This is a genomic window from Aureliella helgolandensis, from assembly GCF_007752135.1.
GTDB lineage: Bacteria > Planctomycetota > Planctomycetia > Pirellulales > Pirellulaceae > Aureliella > Aureliella helgolandensis.
On record NZ_CP036298.1, the window covers coordinates 1,066,558 to 1,087,384 of the forward strand.

Consider the following 20,827-nt stretch of genomic DNA (forward strand, 5'->3'; position numbering starts at 1 on the left):
TGGATTCGAGGGGACATGCCTGTATTCCTATTTCGAAGACACTCGCCGCGGCAGACCAATTTGTCCGCGTGTCGTGCGCAACTGGATGCACCGAATTCTCAAGCTTTGCCAAAAGCGAATTTGATATGGCCCCCCGATTTGCAGTTCATGTCGCGCAGTAGGCAGAAAATAAGATCACACTTGATGTCTGGAATTGCATCAATGCGGAACCGTTGACGAAGTCGCCGCAAGGTCGACCACCAATTCTGCGGTGTGCAACTCTCCGCCGTTGAAGTCGCTGACGACGTATTCCAGGAAAACCCTTTGCCCGTCTTCCACGGTCAGGTAAGTGTAATGCGGGCTCAGACTGTCGTATTGCGGGTCGGGAGTGATGTATCCCAGTTCGAGCGGTTTACCATGCTTGCGGGTTGGAGTCTCTCCAATTTGCGTTTCCATAGCACCACCAACGGTCTTGTCTCGAACTTCGACGATGTCCAAGTCGTTGCCTTGTGCATCGCGAGCGATCAATTTGCGATGTGAAAAGATGTTCGGAAGGCTTGCCGGAATCGCCTTGCCCGAGATGCTGCGATAGAAGAACTCTGTCTCGATGGACTGCCCCACTTGGTAAGCACGCTGACCGGGGATTAGACGGAATCCGGCTTGCAATCCATCGTCGTTGGGCTGGCCCCAGTGGATCATGGTATCCAAGGCGGAGTTGACCGAAAGGTACTGCTCTCGAATCGTAAACGCAGTTGTCGACATTGGCGTTGTGGCATGCGGTAACACGATCCGAATCGACCAAATTTTGAAGGTATCTCCCGCGGCAGTTTGAAAAGTAGGAAGCACTTCGAATTTGGCGTCTGCTGGCAATCGATGTGTCTTCGCAATCTCTTGGAATGTCACATCGGTCTCATTGTCCACTGAGGTTCCACTGCGTCGAGTCCACCCATCCGCGATCGCAGCGAGCACTTCTTCTAGCGTGAGCGGTGGTTGACGTTTGCCATCGATTTGGTTGTGCAGGGCGTTGAACTCGGTAATCGCCTCCGACAGCGGTGTCGCTGTCACCTCCGGTGCAACCGTGGCGGATACAAGGTACTCAGCAGGCGGCGAAAGATACCGTTCACGTACGACAATCTTCGTACCCGAAATACGATTAGCAAGCTGAATGCGATAAACGCGTATTGCGCCGTCAGTTGTCTCCATTGACGACTCACCCCCTTCGATGGACCATTCTGCAGGCAGCCAACGGCCGATGCCGACAGCCGTGAGCAAGCTCCTTTTTTCGACGGAACTCGGATCATCGGTTTCTAGCTTCCACTGGGCAAAGCATAGTAGCTCATCGATTGTCAGCGGCGGCTGTGCGTCGTCACCCTCCACCGCATGAGTCCTGCGATTAAACCACTGCACATGATCCGCTAACGTACGGACGGGAGTCGGTAGAGCGACGCCAGCGCCTTGAGGAGATGACGCATAGGCAGGATAGAGTTGCGTTGGTGCGCTCGCTTGGGCCAGAGGTGTTTCCCCAATCGAATTGCGGATTCGTTCAAAGCGAGTCGTTACTCCCTCTCGGGTTAGGACGAGTGCATCACCGTCGAGCTCGTAGTCAAATCGCAATTGCTTCATGCGATAGTCAAAGCTCGTCTCGGGTTCGTAGTTATACTGCAGGATAAGCTCAGGCCCTTCAACGTAGTAAGTGATACTGACGGGAAGCGTCATGGCCGTCTTGTACCATTGTCCCGATGCGCCGCCGGTAAAAATCAAAGTTTGGTTGAATGCTTCGCCTTCTTCTTGATTCAATTCTCGCCATCGCCCGTGGAGGGCGGCTAGCACTGTTGGAGTGTTAAACCGTTTGCTACTTCCTGTTTCCGTAGTCGCTTCGTGTGCACGCAGCTTATCCATCTGAGTAGTTTTTTCAAGAGCTTCGTTGCTTTGAACGAGGTGCTGCAATGACTGTTTGGCATCGTTCGGTTTCCAAAGGTCAACATCGTCAATGCGCCACTCATCCCCTTCGCGAATCAACTTTAGGCAGAGGCAACCAACGTCTCCAATGTCGGCGTGGGCTGATTGAATTGGCATTGCGTCAAACACGGCGATTCCGGTATCGCCTCGGGTCGCAACTTTCGGATCGTGTGGTTTTGCTACAGAAACAAGATTGCGGACTTCATTGAACCACTTGTGCTGCGAGCAATGGGGCCTGGCTTCCGATGCCAACAGCGACTTTGCATCGACTTCCCGCCCATGATAAAGGTGATCGTAGTAGGTTCTTGCCATTTGCCGAGCCGATTGTCCTGCTTCCGAGGTGTGACTTGCTTGTACAATCCGTACAGCCTTCGTTTCACGACGGCCAAGAGTCACAGCCTCAGACTCAACATGCAGGTCGCTGAATTCTCCATCGATCAAAACGACATACTTGCCCGACGCCACGCGGACCGACGTGCCCGTTCTCGTCACCGTCAACTGCTTGACCACTTCGTCACCCTGCATGATCTGGATCGGCACATCATCTGCCTCCGACTCGATGGTCAACGTGCCTTTGTCCAATTCAAGAACGATGAAGACTCCAGCAAAGGCCAGGAAGCCAGCCGCGGCCGTGGCGATCAGCCACTTCGCCAATCCACCTTGCGATCGGTCTGCATGCGCAACCGATGCCAACTTTCGGTCAGTTTTCTGAGGCGGATCGACAATATCGGGCTGTTGCAGATGTGCATGCCAACGCTGCATCAACTCAGCGACTTCTGCCGCAGTTTGAAAACGATCTTCGCGAGGTTTCGCAAGCAGCTTCATCACGATCTGCTCCAACCAATCTGGTATATCAGCGTTGATGCTGCGAAGGCTACGCGGTTGTTCGTTGCAGATACGGTTCAGGACGCCCATTGTGGTTTCGGCCCGGAACGGCGAATGACCGGTGAGCATGAAGTAGATCAAGCTGCCGAGGCTAAACAGGTCACTGCGGTGATCGATGGAATCGCCATGAGCTTGCTCGGGCGACATGTATTGAGGTGTTCCAGCGATGATGCCGCTGCGCGTCATGCTGGCGTCGTCTATGGCGCGGGCGAGCCCGAAGTCGGTGATTTGCACGCGTTCGACTCCGTTCTCCAGTAGCACGTTGGCTGGTTTGATATCGCGATGAACCAATCCCTGTGCGTGTGCTGCGGCCAGTCCATCGGCAATTTGCGACGCGATGCGAATGGCTTCCATGACTGACAGTGGACCCGAGTTGCGAACGCGCGCGTCCACGCTTTGACCTTCGACGACGGGCATCACCAAGTATGGCAAGCCATTGTGTTCGTCGACGGTTTGAATCGGCACCACATGCGGATGCACGACCGCGGCGGCACTCTTCGCTTCACGCGAAAATCGCTTGCGTGCCGCCGCACTGGTTGCCAATTCGGGGGCTAACACCTTCACCGCGGAGTGCCGGTTCAGTGACGTGTCATAGCCTCGCATCACGATGCCCATCCCACCTCGGCCGAGGAACTCCATGATTTCAAAGCGTGCGAAACGACCGAGCGATTCCGGGTGCTCCGAAGGCTCGAGGAACGTTGAGTGAGCGAGTTCGGTCGGTTGTTGTGTGTGCGGTTGATCGCACGCCAACTGTTCGGCTGCTTCGCCGCGCAGCAGATCACCAGCAGCTTCCATCGTCAGCCCCTCGCTCAACAGCGACTCAAGCGTCGCCTGGCACTGGTTGCACTGCTCGAGGTGAACGGCGATGTCGGAATCGCTTTCCGGCCCAGCTTCGTCCAAGAAACGAGCTAGAGTTTCTCGGTCATAATGAAAACGGGTGATCATCGGCCTGTACCTCTTTTCTAAGTTGTGCCAAGACACGGCATCGGGCGACCCGGATAGCTCCTTCGGATTTATCCAGCTGCTTTGCTACGTCTGCGATCGATTGGCCTTCAACGGCAGTCAGCCAAAAGGCATTCCAGATTGAAGGACTGATCTTGCATCGCAACCGCTCCGACGCTTGTGAGAGCATCAAGCGTTGATGTTCGAATCTCAGCAGCGTCTCGGTTTCTTCGCGCTGCGGATGCTCGTTCAGCCTGTGGCGCGTCTCCGAATCGCCTGTGCCCACTTCACGAGGGCCACGCGTCAGTTTGTTCACGACCAGATCGCGAGTAATCTTCAGCAACCAGCCGCGGAACGATCCACTCAGCTCAAGATCAAAATCCGCCACTTTTCGTCCCACGGTGGCAAAGACATCCTGAGTCAGGTCCTCCGCATCGGCATGCTGCAAACCGCGACGGACAGCGACGCGATAGACGATTGGCTGGTACAAATGCACGAACTCCGCCCAAGCTTCCGCAGCAGCCGGGTCGTGCAGCTTTCCAATCAGCGACGGTCGTGTTTCTGGTCCCTGCAAAATCATCCTCCAAGAGTTACCCACAACTGGGAGACTATTGTTACAGGATTTGTACAGAAAATCTCATTAGCGATCCGACTGCTGCGAAACGCCGGTGGTCTCCCTGCGGCGCTCACCGCACTAGGGACGACTGTTCTTCCGTAGGGTTGCAACCAGCCAGCGATCTTGCGAAATAGTTGCCTTGCGTACTCAAACCGCTCGAGTCAACCGTGATGATTTAGGTATAGTCTCTAGCTGTATCTGGTATCGGGGAGGAGGTGGTCGGAGTTGATTTAAGCACCAAAACCAGTAACTGAATTCTCTACCAGATGTACCTTTCATTGATACAATTCAATTACCCCTTTCTGCGTAGCCCGAGCAAGCGTCAAACCAACATCTCACCCACCCATTCCGTGGGATAGCCAATTAGATAAAGCATCGAGACCATGATTCATCCTGTCGGGCAGAACGTGAAATATGCAGTAATCGCCGTTTCGGCCGCACTCATGTCTGTATCGACGTCGGCTGCCGATCGTATTGAAGGTTGGGTCGAAGCTGGCGGTGCTCCGATTTCCGGGGCAGAGGTGACCCTGTTTCTGGCTGGGGCAGGATCGCCACAGAAGCTCTCCGAGGCAAAGTCGGATGACGATGGTAGTTATGAACTGGAGCTTCCGGACGGGAATGAAGATGCCGGCGTGCTTTACCTGATCGCTGCGGGCGGTAAGTCGAAGCTAAGCTTCGGAAAGGGGCCGAATCCCGCAACCACTTTGATGGCCACGTTGGGAGCTGAATCTCCCAAACGCGTGACTATTAACGAACTCACCACCGTGGCCTCCGCATGGACCGGAGCGCAGTTTCTGAACGGCACCGAGTTGAGTGGCAATGCATTAGGACTGCAAATCGCAGCTGGAAACGTGCCGAACTTGGTGGATCTCGAAACCGGCGGATGGGGACCGGTCATCCAAGATCCACTGAACAGTTCTGAGACCACGACCTTAGCCAAGTTCAATACGCTGGGGATTCTACTGACGGCCTGCGTCGCCGAGCTACCGGACGCGTGCACCAAATTGTTCGAAGCGGCCACGCCGCCGGGTGGTGTCTCGCCGACCAACACGCTGATGGCGGCACAGAACATCGCCCGGAATCCATCGCATCATGCGGCCAAAATTTTTGCATTGCTAGACGAATTGTACCCCGTTCCTGTCGGAAAGCGGTGGCGCGAGGTGTCTCTCATCCCCTACCTCAATTTCGCTCCCAGCTCATGGACACTGTCGCTGGTTTACTCAGGCGGAGGCTACAACGGAGTGGGCGGGATCGCAATCGACGGCGAAGGCAACATGTGGTCATCCAACAACTTCCTTGTGGGAGGACAAACAACGATTTTTGATTGGGTTGGCGGGGGGATCTCGAAATTTGCGCCCAATGGTAAGCCGCTTTCGCCGATGATCAAGGGCTTTCGCGGCGGCGGTGTTGATAGTGCTGGCTGGGGCATCGCGGTTTCCCGCGATGACAAGGTCTGGGTGACTAGCATTATCGGCAGCACCATTTCCGTATTCGACAGCCAGACCGGTAAGCCGCTTTCGCCAGAGGCCGGCTATGATTTCGATGGGAAATTGGGTGCGATGCAGGGCATCATGGTTGCGCCAAATGGCGACATTTGGACGCTCGACAATGACCAAAGTCACATCGTTCATCTGCCTCAGGGCGACCCTTCGAAAGGCCGCATTTGGGGGCAAAGCGTGGATGGCAAACCGGTGGATGGCACGTTCCAGCTGAAAAAACCCTTTGGCTTGGCGATTGACCAGCGGGATCGGATCTGGGTCACGAATAGCGGCTCCAACACGGTGACCCGCTTTCCTGCCAGTGAACCGGGCAATGCCGTAGAGTTTAGGGTCGGATTCAGTCCTCACGACATTGCCATCGACAGTCAGGGCAATGCCTGGGTCGCGAATTCGATCGGACACCCTGGGACAAGGGAGAAACTGGCATTCGTCGAGGAAAAGATCAGAGCGAGGCTGGGGGGCCTCGAAGGTTCGATGCCAGCTGCAGAGCGCGCGGCCAAGGAATGGATCGATCTGTGGGAAATCAGCGACAAGTATCCCGGGGGCGATGTGTCGATGATCCGCCCTGACGGTACCGTTCTTGGCCCCTTTGACGCTGGCAAGACAATGAACGGCGCCTGGGGAATCTCTATTGATGGCAACGATAATGTTTGGGTCTCGAATTCCATGAGTCACAACATTTCCCATTTGTGTGGTGTGCGCACCGAGACCTGCCCGCCGGGACTCAAAACAGGCGATGCGATTTCGCCGCCGGGCGGCTATATCGGCGGTCTGCAAACGATCACGGGCATCGCTGCGGATCCCGCCGGTAACGTCTGGGTAGCCAACAGTTGGGACCAGACACTTGCCGGCTTCCAGCAAGTGCCCGATGAGGCGTTGTCTACCCGCTTTGCCTCCAACACAACAGTGGTCTTCTTCGGGGTGGCCAAACCTGTGCGTACGCCGTTAATCGGGCCGGCGGAATCGCATTAGCTCGTCAGGCCGCCGCAGCGTTCCAACGTTCCTCTTTTCCGTCTCCTGGGAGATCACAACCATCTATCGTAGCCCGTTGCGCCGCCCTCATTGCTCTTGCCGCGACGTTTTACCGGAGGCGCTATTCAGTTCGTCGCAGCAAAATCGACAACGTAGCGGGGGCAAGCTGTTGCCCAATCGGTGACCCCGTTGACGCCCAATGGCAAATCATCATTTCGCCCTCCATTTGAAGAACAATGTCACGCCCACCTGAGTCGCGGAGTTGGAACTCAGACGGTCGGTTACGATGGCTGTTCTTAATTCGATCGCGGCGCTTCAGCGGTCCCGCTCATCGTTTGCATTCAACGGAAATGCTGAGTCAAGTCGAGTTGTCTAACTTACTGCAATTTAGAATGACCGAGCGGAATTGGTTGATGGCAACTCAATCGTCCGTGACCAGGGCATGCAACTCTGCAATTGAATCGGTGGTGGTGTGTCCGGCTCAATTGATATACTGCCTACCGGCTGGGCCCAAAACGAGCCTAGCTTGGTCGACCTTGCGAAGTGCAAAATCGAGTGTGTGGAAGAATTGGGCTAGCATCTGTAGTCATAGCGGGCAGCCGTCCGAGGTTGACACACCAATCTCCAGCGGTTTCTTGATTACTGATTGCCGTTGTCCGCAGCTCATGTGCCGTCAATCCTCTCATTGCGTCCCGCGTTCAATCGTGTATCGCTCCCATAAATAGGGAAAAGAGCGAAACGGCGCCTGGCGCGGCCTCAAATGTACTGGATAATTGATAGCCTGTGGATTCCGAGTCCGAATCGTTTTTTAGACCGATCCTACCACTTCGGGCAATGTAGTTTGTGTTAAGTAAAGCCAGGCGTTTTTCGTCTTTATTCTCCGCCCTAGGAATTCAAGTTCGCTAAACTCTATATTATCGACGTTGCCCAGCTGGTCAGTCCATTCACTGTGAAACCACCCAAACTTCTCGCTCCGTGGCAAATTCCCAAGCCGTCATCCAATGAAAATGAACTCAATGAAGTACTTACCCGAGCAAGGGCTTCGGACATCTGCCATCATCGGCGTAATGTTCTTCGCCGGCAGCGGTTCAGTGTTCGCCCAAGTCTCTCAGGAAACCCTGAAATCGATCGGCATCCCCGACAAGGTCGAAACACCGATTGGAAAGCTGGAGTTCTTCGACGGCGTGCCGACTCAGGCTACCGTCGAAACTCTTTATGACAATCTCGACCGGATGCGAGCAGTTGAGGTCTATCTCAACAACCAGGGCGCCGCATCGCTTAATGCCATGCGGAAGGGCAACGCAGGCATTGGCGCGGATGCGTCCAACAAGGTCACGATCACCGAGCAACTCCTTAAACCCGAGTCACTCTACCTCACGGGCAACACGTCGACCTTGTATGCCCTCACTTACCTCGATCTGAAAACGGAAGGGCCGCTGGTCGTCGAGCTTCCGCCGGGCATGTTGGGATTCCTCGATGACGCCTGGTTTCGCTTCATCGACAACCTTGGCGTGATCGGCCCGGACAAGGGCAAGGGTGGCAAATATCTGTTGCTTCCTCCGGACTACAGTGGAGACGAACCCGAAGGCTATTTCATCGTCAAGCTACCCACCTACAACAACCTGATGTTCCTGCGCGGCTCGATCGCGAAGGGACTTCCACCAGCCGTGGAGAACATCAAGTCAAAGCTTCGGATCTACCCGCTTGCCAAGGCGGCAAACCCACCTGCCACCGAGTTCATCAACATATCCGGCAAGAGCTATAGCACCATCGTCACTCGCGACTTCAGTTTCTTCGAGGACCTCAACGAGCTGGTACAGGTCGAACCCATCGATGCCATCGGCCCTGAGATGCGCGGCCAACTGGCGGCAATCGGCATCGTCAAAGGGAAGCTGTTCAATCCCGATACCCGCATGAAGCAGCTGCTAAGTGAAGCGGCGAATATTGGAAACGCCACCGCCCGCGCCATCACTTATCAGCCACGGATCGACGGTGTCTTCATCTACCCCGACACCAACAGCGCTTGGACGACGGCCTATGCCAACAAGAACACTTCTTTCGAGGCGGATGGCACGATGAATCTAGACGCGCGACCGCTGTTTTACTTCAACGCGACCGGCGTCACGCCCGCCATGGCAACAAGCCACGCGGGGGCAGGATCCGACTACGCCCTGGCATATCTGGATGCGGACAAGAATGCGTTCGACGGCTCGAAAACCTACAAGCTGCACCTGCCGCCCAACGTTCCCATCAACAACTTCTGGGCGGTCACGCTGTACGACACGCAAACGCGTTCCCTTCTCCAAACCAGTCAGACCTTTCCGACCGTCGGCAGCCAGAGCGAAGGCTTCCAGAAAAACGAAGACGGCTCCTACGATGTCTACTTTGGCCCGAAAGCTCCGGAAGGCAAAGAGAGTAACTGGTTGGAAACCATCCCCGGCAAAAGCTGGTTCACCATCTTGCGGCTCTACGGCCCGTTGGAGCCATGGATTAGCAAGACTTGGCGTCCGAGCGAGATCGAGCCAGTCAAATAATCCGATCATTCGATTTTAGATGGTGCGGGCCCTTCCCTCTCTGGAGCGGCCAGCGGATTCAGTTTCGAAAGCACCACATTCATCCATTCCAAAAACGAAATACCATGAAACCAAACGTCTTCGCTTGCGCTGCTCTCGCGACTGTCATGCTCACGTTCACTGCGTGTGAGCAAAAGAGCATTGAGGTCGCCGACGTATCGACGGCAACCTCCCCGGGGGAAATTCAAGAACTCGCTGAGGAGGGCTTCATCTACGGCTTACCGATCGTGATGAACTATGCCGTGATGTATGAATATGCTGTCGACAAGGGTGGCAGTCAGTTCAAGGCCCCGTTCAACCAGCTCAAGAACGAGCCGCGTGTTTACACCTACAAGGACACGGCGGTCATCACACCGAATAGTGACACGCCCTATTCCTTCACTTGGCTTGACTTGCGTGCTGAGCCGATCGTCTTGACCGTGCCTGCGGTGGAAAAGGAACGCTACTACGCCGTCATGTTGTGCGACGGGAATACTTACAACTACGGCTACATTGGCAGCCGCGCCACCGGCAACGATCCCGGAAGCTACATGGTCGTCGGTCCCGATTGGAAAGGCGAGAAGCCCGACGGAATCAAAGAAGTCTTCACTTCGACCACGCCCTTTTCCTTGGTCGCTTACCGCACCCAGCTCTTCAATCCGGATGACATGTCCAGCGTGATCAAGGTTCAGGATGGCTACAAGGTCGAGCCGCTTTCCGCCTTCCTCAAGCAACCCGCACCTGTCGCCGCCCCGACGATCGACTTCATGCCGGCGACCACCGAAGGCATCAAGGAGAACTTCTGGAGCTACCTCGACGCCGCGCTTCAGTACGTTCCCGAAACGGACATGGATAAGGACATCCGCGCCAAGCTGGGGACCATCGGCATCGGCCCTGACAAGACCGTTGACCTCAAAGACCTTTCATCAGCGCACCAAAAAGCCCTCGTCGAAGGAATGAAGGCCGGTGGCGAAAAAATCAGCGCCTACTTGGCCTCGGGGCTGACCGACGTCAATGGCTGGCAGATTGGATCTCTGCCGGGGGACGAAGCTCACTACAACGGCGACTGGCTGATGCGCTCCGGCACCGCCAAAGCGGGCCTTTATGGCAACAGCGCCGCCGAAGCCGTTTACCCGCTGACCCGCGTGGACGGTAATGGCGAGACACTCGATTGCAGCAAGAACAATTACACCATCACCTTCCCTGCGGGCCAGTACCCGCCAGTGAACGCCTTCTGGTCGGTCACCATGTACGACGGCAAGTCGCAGTATTTAATCGAAAACCCGATCAACCGCTACCTCATCAACTCACCGATGATTCCGAATATGAAGAAGGGCGAAGACGGATCTCTCACCCTTTACATCCAGAAAGACAACCCCGGCGGGGACCTGGAGGCCAACTGGCTCCCGGCGCCAAACGACACTGTCTATCTGGTCATGCGTCTCTACTGGCCGAAGACCGAAGCACCGTCCGTGCTGCCGCCGGGCAAAGGCAGTTGGAAGCCACCGGGCATCGTGATGGCCAAGTCCGCTTTCCAGAAATAATCGTAGCCGTTCACGCGATAGTTGCTGATCAGCGACTATCATGCAAATCCGTGAACGGTTACAAAAATTTGAATATTCCGCCCCATTTCCGCTCGTACTGGATAGCAACATTGACAGAAAACCCAACCCAGAAAGTACAAAAATGAACAAAATTAAACACCTCGCCCTCGCCCTCGGGCTTGTCATGGGCTTCGTCACTTCAGCGCAAGCCGCTGACAAAGCACCTAACATCCTGTTCCTCGTTTCCGATGACACCGGTTTCGGTGACCTCGGTCCCTATGGCGGCGGAGTCGGACGCGGCATGCCAACACCGAGCATCGATAAAATGGCGCGGGACGGCATGACGTTCTTCTCCTTCTATGCTCAGCCAAGCTGCACGCCCGGACGCGCAGCAATGCAGACTGGCCGGATTCCCAATCGCAGCGGCATGACCACCGTCGCCTTCCAGGGCCAGGGCGGCGGACTTCCTGCGGCGGAGTGGACTCTGGCCTCCGTTCTTAAAACCGGCGGCTACAAAACCTACTTTACGGGTAAGTGGCACCTCGGCGAATCCGACTACGCGCTGCCCAATGCCCAGGGCTACGACGTCATGAAATACTGCGGGCTGTATCACCTCAACGCCTACACCTACGCCGACCCGACATGGTTCCCCGGCATGGACCCGGAACTCCGCGAGTTCTTCAAGAAGGTTACCAAAGGTTCGATGTCCGGCCTGGCTGGAGAAGCCGCCAAAGAGGATTTCAAAATCAACGGCCAGTATGTCGATACTCCCGTGATCGATGGTAAGGAGGGCGTCGTCGGAATTCCGTACTTTGATGGTTATGTCGAAAAGGCGGCTATCGAGTTCCTGGAGGAAGCGGCGAAGGCTCCCGACACCCCATTCTTCATCAGCGTGAACTTCATGAAGGTCCACCAGCCGAACATGCCGGCGCCTGAGTTCAAACACAAGTCGCTGTCCAAGAGCAAGTATGCCGACTCTGTCGTCGAGCTTGACACCCGTATTGGTCGCATCATGAACAAGCTGAACGAGCTTGGCCTCGGTAAGGATACGCTGGTTGTGTATACCACCGACAACGGTGCGTGGCAGGACGTTTATCCGGATGCCGGTTACACCCCGTTCCGCGGCACCAAGGGGACTGTTCGTGAGGGTGGAAGCCGAGTGCCTGCCATCGCCGTCTGGCCTGGCAAGATCGAAGCCGCATCGAAGAACCACGACATCGTCGGAGGCCTTGACCTCATGGCGACATTTGCTTCCGTCGCAGGTGTGAAGCTGCCTGAGAATGATCGCGAAGGGAAGCCGATCATCTTCGACAGCTACGACCTTACACCGGTCCTCCTGGGCACCGGCCCGTCACCGCGCAAGGAATGGTTCTACTTTACGGAAAACGAACTCTCCCCAGGGGCGGTTCGCGTGGGCAACTACAAGGCTTGCTTTAACATCCGGGGTGACAATGGCCAGGAAACCGGCGGTCTCTCAGTCGATACCAACCTCGGTTGGAAGGGGGCGGAAAAGTACGTCGCCACCGTTCCTCAAATCTTCGACCTGTGGGCCGATCCGCAGGAACGCTACGACCTGTTCATGAACAACTTCACCGAACGTACGTGGACCTTGGTCACCATCGAACCGGCAATTAAAGAGCTCATGAAGACCTACGTAAAGTACCCGCCTCGCAAACTTCAGAGCGCGGGCTACGACGGCCCAATCACCATTTCGGACTACCAAAAGTTTGACTGGCTGCGTAAGTCGCTGGCCGAAGACGGAATTAATCTTCCTCTTCCCACCGGCAACTAGCTGATTGATTCGATCGGGAAACTCGCGGGCCGTCTCTCATGAGGCGGCTCGCGACTTCACCAGTGAATCCCAATTCAACTGATTTCGCGAAAACTTGCGTTTTGAGTTTGAGTTCACGACTCTCTCATGGGGCAAAACTCATGCGGACAACCCAACTGTAAAGAGATCACCCCCATACCGCCTCACGCAAATTCATGAATCATCGATTATCCGAATTCTCAAGGGCCCTATTGTTCTTGACGCTACTTCTCAGCAGTTCCGCGGCCCACGGACAAGTTCAAACCACCGGCACACCGGGAGCCGCGGATGCGACCACGACCATCAGCGGCAAACAACTACCGGCGCCGCAACCGCCGAACGACGGCAAAATCGGACCAACCGTCGCCGACTCAAAAACCTGGTGGCCACCCCGCGTCGTGCCTGGAAAAGGAGCACCGAACGTCTTGTTGATCATGACGGATGACGCCGGTTTCGGTGTCAGCGGAACTTTTGGAGGCGTGATTCCAACGCCAGCCCTGGACCGTGTGGCTAACAACGGATTGCGTTACACGCAGTTCAACTCCACCTCATTGTGTTCGCCCACCCGTGCGGCATTGCTCACGGGTCGCAATCACCATTCGGTTGGCTTTGGCGTGATCACCGAACTTTCCACCGGATATCCGGGTTACGACTCGATCATCGGTTTGGACAACGGAACCATTGGTCAAATCCTAAAAGGAAATGGATATGCCACTTCCTGGTTCGGGAAAAACCACAATACACCATCGTTTGCCTACAGTGTGGCGGGGCCGTTTGATCAATGGCCCTCTGGAATGGGATTTGATTATTTCTACGGCTTCCAGGGTGGCGAAACCGATCAGTACACACCCTACCTATTTCAGGACCATACCCAGATTTTCCCGTGGAGAGGAAAACCCGATTACAACTTGTCCACCGATCTGGCCGATGAGGCGATTGCCAGGATGAAAGCGCTCCAGGCGGCGAATCCCGGCCAACCCTTCTTTATCTATTACGCACCGGGTGGCACCCATTCGCCCCATCAACCACCGACGGAATGGATTGAAAAGTTCAAGGGGAAATTCGACATGGGTTGGAACGAAATGCGGGAGCAGATCTTTGCGAATCAAAAGCGTTTGGGTGTGATCCCCACCAACACGCAACTGACACCTTGGCCGGATGACCTTCCGGAATGGGAATCGCTTTCAGCCGACGAGAAGAAATTGTTCGCGCGACAGGCCGAAGTATTCGCAGCTTTTGCCGCCTATACCGATGATGAGATCGGCCGCGTGATCCAACAGGTCGAGGACTTGGGCGAATTGGACAATACCCTGATCATCTACATTTGTGGTGACAACGGAACCAGCCCGGAAGGCACCCTCTTGGGAACGCCCAACCAATATGCGTCGTTCAACGGTATTCTCGATATTCCCGTGGCAGACCAATTGAAGCTCTATGATGTCTGGGGATCACGGGAAACCTATCCACACATGGCGGTCGGCTGGGCGTGGGCATTTGACACGCCCTTCAAATACACCAAGCAGGTCGCCTCCCATTTCGGTGGAACCCGTCAGGGCATGGCCATTTCCTGGCCGGGTCATATTGACGATATCGGCGGCATCCGCACCCAGTTTCACCACATGATCGATATCATGCCCACGATCATGGACGCTGCCGGAGTATCGCAACCGGAGGAAATCAACGGCATCCCGCAGAAGCCCATTCAAGGCACCAGCATGGCATACACCTTTAAGAAGGAGAATGCCAACGCGCCATCCGCCCGCAAAGTTCAATACTTCGAGATGATTGCAAATCGTGGCATATACAGTGAAGGCTGGTATGCCAATACGGTGCCTCCTCACGGACCATGGATTTTGAATGCGTCATTCCCTCCGATCGACGAATACAAATGGGAATTGTACTACCTGAATGACGATTTCTCCCAAAATAACGACCTCGCTGCACAAAACCCGAAAAAGCTGAAGGAAATGCAGGCACTATTCGACCAAGAGGCCAAAAAACACAATGTATACCCACTGGACAACCGTCAGTTCGCTCGTTCCATGGAGCCAAGACCGAGTACAACCGTTGGTAAATCCGAGTTCAATTACACAGGTGTGAATCCCGGGATGTCGGACTCAAACGCAGCAAATATCCTGGGGCGGTCTTACACGATTACAGCCGAAGTAACGGTGCCGGACGACGGGGGCAACGGCATGATCGTTACTGCCGGAGGCCGTTTTGGCGGATGGGGATTTTACATTCTAAAAGGTGTGCCTGTCTTCGGTTACAACATGTTGGGACTCGCGCAATACAGGTGGGCTGCAAAAGAGCCGCTTACCGCGGGGAAACACACCCTTGTATATGACTATGTCTATGATGGTCCGGGAATCGCGAAGGGTGGAACCGGAACCCTGAAGGTGGACGGCGTGGCTGTGGATTCGCACAAACAACCCAATTCAATCGCGTTCATCCAGGTGATGGATGAAACATTTGATGTGGGAGTGGATACCCGCACCGAGATCAATTCGAAGGATTATATCCTGCCGTTTGATTTCACCGGTTCCATCGACGCTCTTAATATTAAACTCGGGCCCACCCAGTTCACTCCAGCCGAACAGAAGAAGATCCATGAGGCTCACGACAAGGCGAACGACTGATTCTCTTTAATCGCCTATTGCTTTAAAAACATAGCCTCATTCCGGAAGAGTGTCGCGTATAGCGCGAACCGATTCCTGGGCGGCAACAAACGAAAAGATCAGACCATGAAACAACCTAAACTACTTGCCGCGAAATGCGCCGCACTTGCCTTATCGGCCGCACTCATATCCGTCCCGGCCTTCGCTGCAGAGAGCATTAAAGGACGTGTCGAGGCCGGCGGCGCTCCGATTTCCGGGGCTGACGTGACCCTTTGGCTGGCGGGGCCGGGCGCTCCCGAAAAGCTCGCCGAGACGAAGACGAAGGACGATGGCAGCTATGACCTGGCGCTTGCCGACGGCAAGGACTACGGGAAGGACGACGCCGGCGTGATGTATCTCATCGCGGCGGGCGGGATGTCGCAGGTGTCCTCCGGAAACGGACCGAATCCGGCGACTACCTTGATGGCCACCTTGGGGACCAAGGCCCCGGAGCGCGTGACGATCAACGAGCTCACCACAGTGGCTTCCGCATGGACCGGAGCGCAGTTTCTCGACGGCACAACGATGAGTGGTAATGCACTCGGCTTGAGGATCGCAGCCGGAAACGTGCCGAACCTGGTCAATCTCGAAACAGGTGGTCTGGGGCCGGTCATCGAGGATCCGCTCAACAGTTCGGAGACCACAACATTAGCCAAGTTCAATACGCTTGGTATTCTGCTGACGGCTTGCGTTACCGAGATACCGGACGCGTGCAACAAGTTCTTCGAAGCGGCCACACCGCCGGGCGGCGTCACGCCGACCAACACGCTGGCCGCGGCGCAAAACGTTGCCCGCTACCCCTCTCATCACGCGAACGAGATTTTTGGGTTGCTGAACGAATTTTATCCCGTGCCCGCTGGCACGCGATGGCGTGAGGTGGATCTCATCCCTTATCTCAATTTCGCGCCCAGCTCATGGACTCTGTCGCTGGTCTACTCAGGCGGTGGCTACAACGGAGTGGGCGGCATCGCCATCGACGGCGAGGGCAACATGTGGTCGTCCAACAACTTCCTGGTCGGCGGCCAAACCACGATTTTTGATTGGGTCGGCGGCGGAATCTCGAAGTTCGCACCGAACGGCAAGCCGCTTTCCCCGATGATCAAGGGCTTCCGGGGCGGCGGCGTGGACAGCGCCGGCTGGGGCATCGCGGTTTCCGGCGATGACAAGGTCTGGGTCACCAGCATTATCGGAAGCACCATTTCCACGTTCGACAGTAAGACCGGGAAGCCCCTTTCACCGGAGACCGGCTACAACTTCGACGGAAAACTGGGTGCGATGCAGGGCGTCATGGTCGCCCCGAATAGCGACATCTGGACCCTCGACAATGACCACAGCCTGCTCGTCCACCTACCCAAGGGCGACGCCTCGAAAGGCCGCATCTACGGTCAGGTCGTGGACGGCAAGCCCGTCGATGGCACCCTCCAGCTCAAAAAGCCCTTCGCCTTGGCCATCGACCAAAATGATTATATCTGGGTCACCAACAGCGGCTCCAACACCGTGACCCGCTTTCCGGCCAGCGATCCGGGCATGGCCGTGGAATTCGAGGTCGGATACAGCCCACACGGGATTGCCATCGACAGCCAGGGCAATGCTTGGGTCGCCAACTCCATCGGCCACATCGGCATCCGGGAGAAACTGGCCTTCGTCGAGGAGAAGTTCAAAGCGAGGTTTGAGCGTCACGATGGTTCGGCCAGTGAGCGCGCGGCCAAGGAGTGGATCGATCTGTGGGAAATCAGCGACAAGTTTCCCGGAGGTGATGTGTCGATGATCAGACCTGATTGCACGGTTCTCGGCCCCTTCAACGCCGGCAAGACCATGAACGGCGCCTGGGGCATTTCCATCGACGGCAATGACAACATCTGGGTCTCGAATTCCATGAGCCACAACCTCTCCCAGTTGTGTGGTGTGCGGACCGAGACCTTCCCGTCGGGACTTCAAACCGGCGATGCGATTTCGCCCGAGGGGGGCTACATCGGCGGTCTGCAAACCATTACGGGCGTCGCAGCCGATCCCGCCGGCAACGTCTGGGTGGCCAACAGTTGGGACCAGACACTGGCCGGCTTCAAGCAAGTGCCGGACGAAGCGCTTTCCACCCGCTTCGCCTCCAACACCACGGTGGTCTTCTTCGGCTTGGCCAAACCCGTGCGGACGCCCTTGATCGGTCCGGCCAGAGCGGAATAAATCATGCATGCGGCGAGCAGAATTGGAAGGGTGATAAACCCGCAGGCATCGTATAATTCGAGCCAGTTAAGAAAACGACCTAGAAGCCGCCCGCAAATTCAGACTTGAAGACACCCCATTCATAATTAACAGAAACCAGGCATCATGAAAACAAACATCATCACACTAATATTGACGGGCGCGCTCACTCTCTCGAGCGCCAATGCACAAACAGATCCGACCAAAGAATCCAATGCGCCCATTGTTGTTAATGTCGACAATTTCAATAAAGCACAGACCGACTTTGAGTTCGCAGGAATCATTAAATTGTCAGGCATCAACCAGGTTCACAGCAACCGGACGCCCACGCCGATCGACAAGCAGAATGTTATCCGAATGAACCGGGATACGCTTTATAGCCTCGGTGTGATTGACATTTCCCAAGGCGCGACCGTCACCTTGCCGAATAGCGGCAAGCGATACATGTCATTGATGGTGATCAATAACGAAGGGTACGTGAATGATGTTTACTACGGCGCTGGTGCGTACGAATTGACGATGGAGAAATTTGAAACTCCCTACGTCGGCGTGGTCATTCGCACACTTGCGAATCCAGAAGATGCCGCAGATTTGGCGATCGCCCACAAACTGCAAGACCAGATTCAAATTTCTGCCGGGTCGGATCAACCGTTCGTTGTGCCGAATTACGACAAAGCCAGCTACAAGGCAACGCTTGATGCGATTCTTGAATTAGCCAAGGGCCTGAAACGCTTCACCCAGACCTTCGGCTCCAAAGCCGACGTCGATCCAGTGCACTTTCTGATTGGCAACGCCTCTGCGTGGGGCGGACTGCCGGATAAGGACGCTCAGTATGTGAATGTGCAACCGAATCTGCCCGTCGGCGAATACGAGATCACGGTCAAGGATGTCCCGGTCAAGGGATTTTGGTCCATCAGCCTCTACAACGAAGAGGGATACTTCCAGGAAAACAAGTACGGCGCCTACAGTCTCAATAGCCTGATTGCCAAGCCAAATAGCGATGGCTCTTACACCATTCGCTTCGGAGGAGATCCGGACACCACTGAGAACTGCCTACCGATCATGAAAGGTTGGAACTACGCCATTCGAATGTATCAACCAAGCCAGGCGATCATCGACGGGAACTGGACCTTCCCGGGCCCACCGAGGAAAAGAAGTAAGTAAGCCATCGTGATGCTACTAAGACTGAACCGATTCAATTTGTACAGAATTCTTCCCTGCGAATCATGAAACCAATGAAACCATACATCACCACAATTGCACTCACCTGCGCGCTCACCATGGCGACAGCCTACGGACAGGACGACCCAGCCCGGGAAGCTGCGAAAACGAAGGCGGCATCCATCTCGGAGAAAGTCCAGACGGTCGCAGGCGAGCTGGAATTCTTCGATGGCGTGCCGATCGGCGACACCAACGATCTCGTCTACGACTATTTGACCCGCTCACGCGCGCTCGGGGTTTATCTCGACAACGTTGGTGCGGTTTCCATCTACAGTGTTCTCGCCGGGATGGCCGAGCAAGGAGCCGATGCTCCGAACAAAATCGCCCTATGGGAACAGATGATGGATTCCCGGACGCCGGTTATCACCTCCAACACCTCCACGATGTATGCCTACGCTCCGACGGATCTGGCAAAGGATGGCCCGACCGTCATCGAGATCCCACCCGGCATGCTCGGCTTCCTCGACGATGCCTGGCAGCGTTTCGTCGGCGATATGGGGGTGACCGGTCCGGACAAGGGCAAGGGGGGCAAATACCTGGTCATTCCTCCCGGCTATGAGGGCGAAATCCCGGACGGATACTTTCTCCTGAAGCCACCCACCAACCGGAACTTCCTCTTCCTCCGCGGCTCCGTGAAGGATGGTCTGGAAGCAGCTGTCGAAAATTTCCGGTCCGGGCTCAAAGTTTATCCGCTGAAGGATGCCGCCAATCCGCCGCCGACCGAGCTTGTCAACATGTCCGGCCGTTCATTTAGCACTATCTTCCCGAGTACCTTGGAATACTATGAGATCCTGAACAACATCGTCCAGGCCGAGCCGATCGACGCGGTGAATCCGGAAGTTCGCGGTTACATGGCCAGCATCGGCATCGTCAAAGGACAGCCCTTCAATCCCGACGAGCGGATGAAAAAGCTGCTCACCGAGGCGGCCTTGCTCGGGAATGCTGCCGGGCGTTCCATCACTTACGACACACGAATCTCCGGGGTGAAGATCTATCCGGATACGAATAGCAACTGGGTGACCGCCTACGCGAACAAGAATACCTCCTTCGAAGCGGACGGGACGATCAATCTCGATGCCCGGGTGCTTTTCTACTACAACGCTGGCGGTGTGACTCCTGCGATGGCGACACCTCATGTCGGACAAGGCTCCGACTATGCTTTGGGTGTGTTGGACAAGAACGATCTGCCATTCGATGGATCGAAGACCTACAAGCTGCATCTGCCGCCGAACGTGCCGGTCGCCAACTTCTGGGCGGTCACGATGTATGACACCCAGACCCGTTGCCAACTCCAGACCAGCCAGCTCTTCCCGACTGTCGGCAGCCTGACCAAGGGAATGGAAAAGAATGAGGACGGCTCCTACGACGTCTACTTCGGACCAAAAGCGCCGGAGGGCAAGGAGGGCAATTGGCTGGCCACCAACCCCGGCAAAAGCTGGTTCTGTATCCTTCGCATGTACGGCCCGCTTGAGCCATGGATCGAAAAGACCTGGCGTCCCGGCGAGATTGAGTTGGTGAACTAGCCGAACGGAGACGACCGCCTTATCGAGGAGCTGGAAGAGAAGTTCGAGAAGGCCAGCAAACAGACCCAAGCGGAGCGAAGATCAATAAGATCGGAGACCGCAGCGAATTTTGAAGCAATCCTGAAGCAGCTTCCTACACGGCCTGCCGATCGTCATGAACTACGCTAGCGAGATTTCCAACCCCTTGCCTCAGTTGCATCGACCACAGGCTAGAACAACAAGCTCATCGCGGCGTCGGTCCAATCCACCGACTGCGGCTTCTGGTGGCAGAAGCGAAGTCGAACTGGCTGCATTCAACGTTTTGCGAATGCCTCCATTCGGACGCAATGACAAACCGTCTTGAGCCACGGACGATTCTGCTACAGTGATTAACAAGATCGTCAGTACGCAAGGCTTTGCAGCATACCCTGGGTATTAACTTCGCCTGGCGTCTGTTCTGCATTGGTCGGGGCGGGTAGTTGCCATGCGG

Annotated in this window: 10 protein-coding genes; 8 read left to right on the forward strand and 2 right to left on the reverse strand. The window is 55.7% G+C overall.

Translation table 11 applies throughout. The annotated features are described in order from the left end of the window. Positions 1–198: 198 nt before the first annotated feature. Positions 199–3,768 carry a serine/threonine-protein kinase gene (locus tag Q31a_RS03705; RefSeq protein ID WP_145074175.1) on the reverse strand — a complete coding sequence of 1,190 codons (3,570 nt, stop codon included), beginning with the start codon at positions 3,766–3,768 and terminating at the stop codon, positions 199–201. Further along, complete coding sequence (locus Q31a_RS03710; RefSeq protein WP_231691211.1) at positions 3,746–4,345, reverse strand: RNA polymerase sigma factor; 600 nt, start codon at positions 4,343–4,345, stop codon at positions 3,746–3,748. The genes Q31a_RS03705 and Q31a_RS03710 overlap by 23 nt, the downstream gene beginning before the upstream one ends. Before the next feature lie 419 nt (positions 4,346–4,764). On the opposite strand from Q31a_RS03710, the gene Q31a_RS03715 reads away from it, so the two are divergent. The 8 genes from Q31a_RS03715 to Q31a_RS03750 all read left to right on the forward strand — a co-directional run bounded on the left by Q31a_RS03715 (position 4,765) and on the right by Q31a_RS03750 (position 20,358). Further along, a complete protein-coding gene (locus Q31a_RS03715) occupies positions 4,765–6,852 on the forward strand; it encodes a Vgb family protein (RefSeq protein WP_145074178.1) in 2,088 nt (695 codons plus the stop codon). 1,016 nt (positions 6,853–7,868) lie between these two features. After that, entirely contained in the window at positions 7,869–9,386 is a 1,518-nt protein-coding gene (locus tag Q31a_RS03720) for a DUF1254 domain-containing protein (protein WP_197356170.1), read from the forward strand. A gap of 104 nt (positions 9,387–9,490) precedes the next feature. After that, positions 9,491–10,948, forward strand: coding sequence for a DUF1254 domain-containing protein (locus Q31a_RS03725; RefSeq protein ID WP_145074182.1), 1,458 nt, complete (start codon positions 9,491–9,493; stop codon positions 10,946–10,948). Between the two features lie 142 nt (positions 10,949–11,090). Continuing rightward, complete coding sequence (locus tag Q31a_RS03730) at positions 11,091–12,740, forward strand: arylsulfatase (protein ID WP_145074185.1); 1,650 nt, start codon at positions 11,091–11,093, stop codon at positions 12,738–12,740. Between the two features lie 443 nt (positions 12,741–13,183). After that, on the forward strand, positions 13,184–15,397 hold the full coding sequence (locus Q31a_RS03735) for an arylsulfatase (RefSeq protein ID WP_197356172.1): 2,214 nt from the start codon (positions 13,184–13,186) through the stop codon (positions 15,395–15,397). A 105-nt stretch (positions 15,398–15,502) separates the two neighbouring features. Then, complete coding sequence (locus Q31a_RS03740) at positions 15,503–17,596, forward strand: Vgb family protein (RefSeq protein WP_145074191.1); 2,094 nt, start codon at positions 15,503–15,505, stop codon at positions 17,594–17,596. Between the two features lie 144 nt (positions 17,597–17,740). Next, a complete protein-coding gene (locus tag Q31a_RS03745) occupies positions 17,741–18,778 on the forward strand; it encodes a DUF1214 domain-containing protein (protein ID WP_145074194.1) in 1,038 nt (345 codons plus the stop codon). A 71-nt stretch (positions 18,779–18,849) separates the two neighbouring features. Beyond that, entirely contained in the window at positions 18,850–20,358 is a 1,509-nt protein-coding gene (locus Q31a_RS03750; RefSeq protein ID WP_231691051.1) for a DUF1254 domain-containing protein, read from the forward strand. The last annotated feature ends 469 nt before the right edge of the window (positions 20,359–20,827 follow it).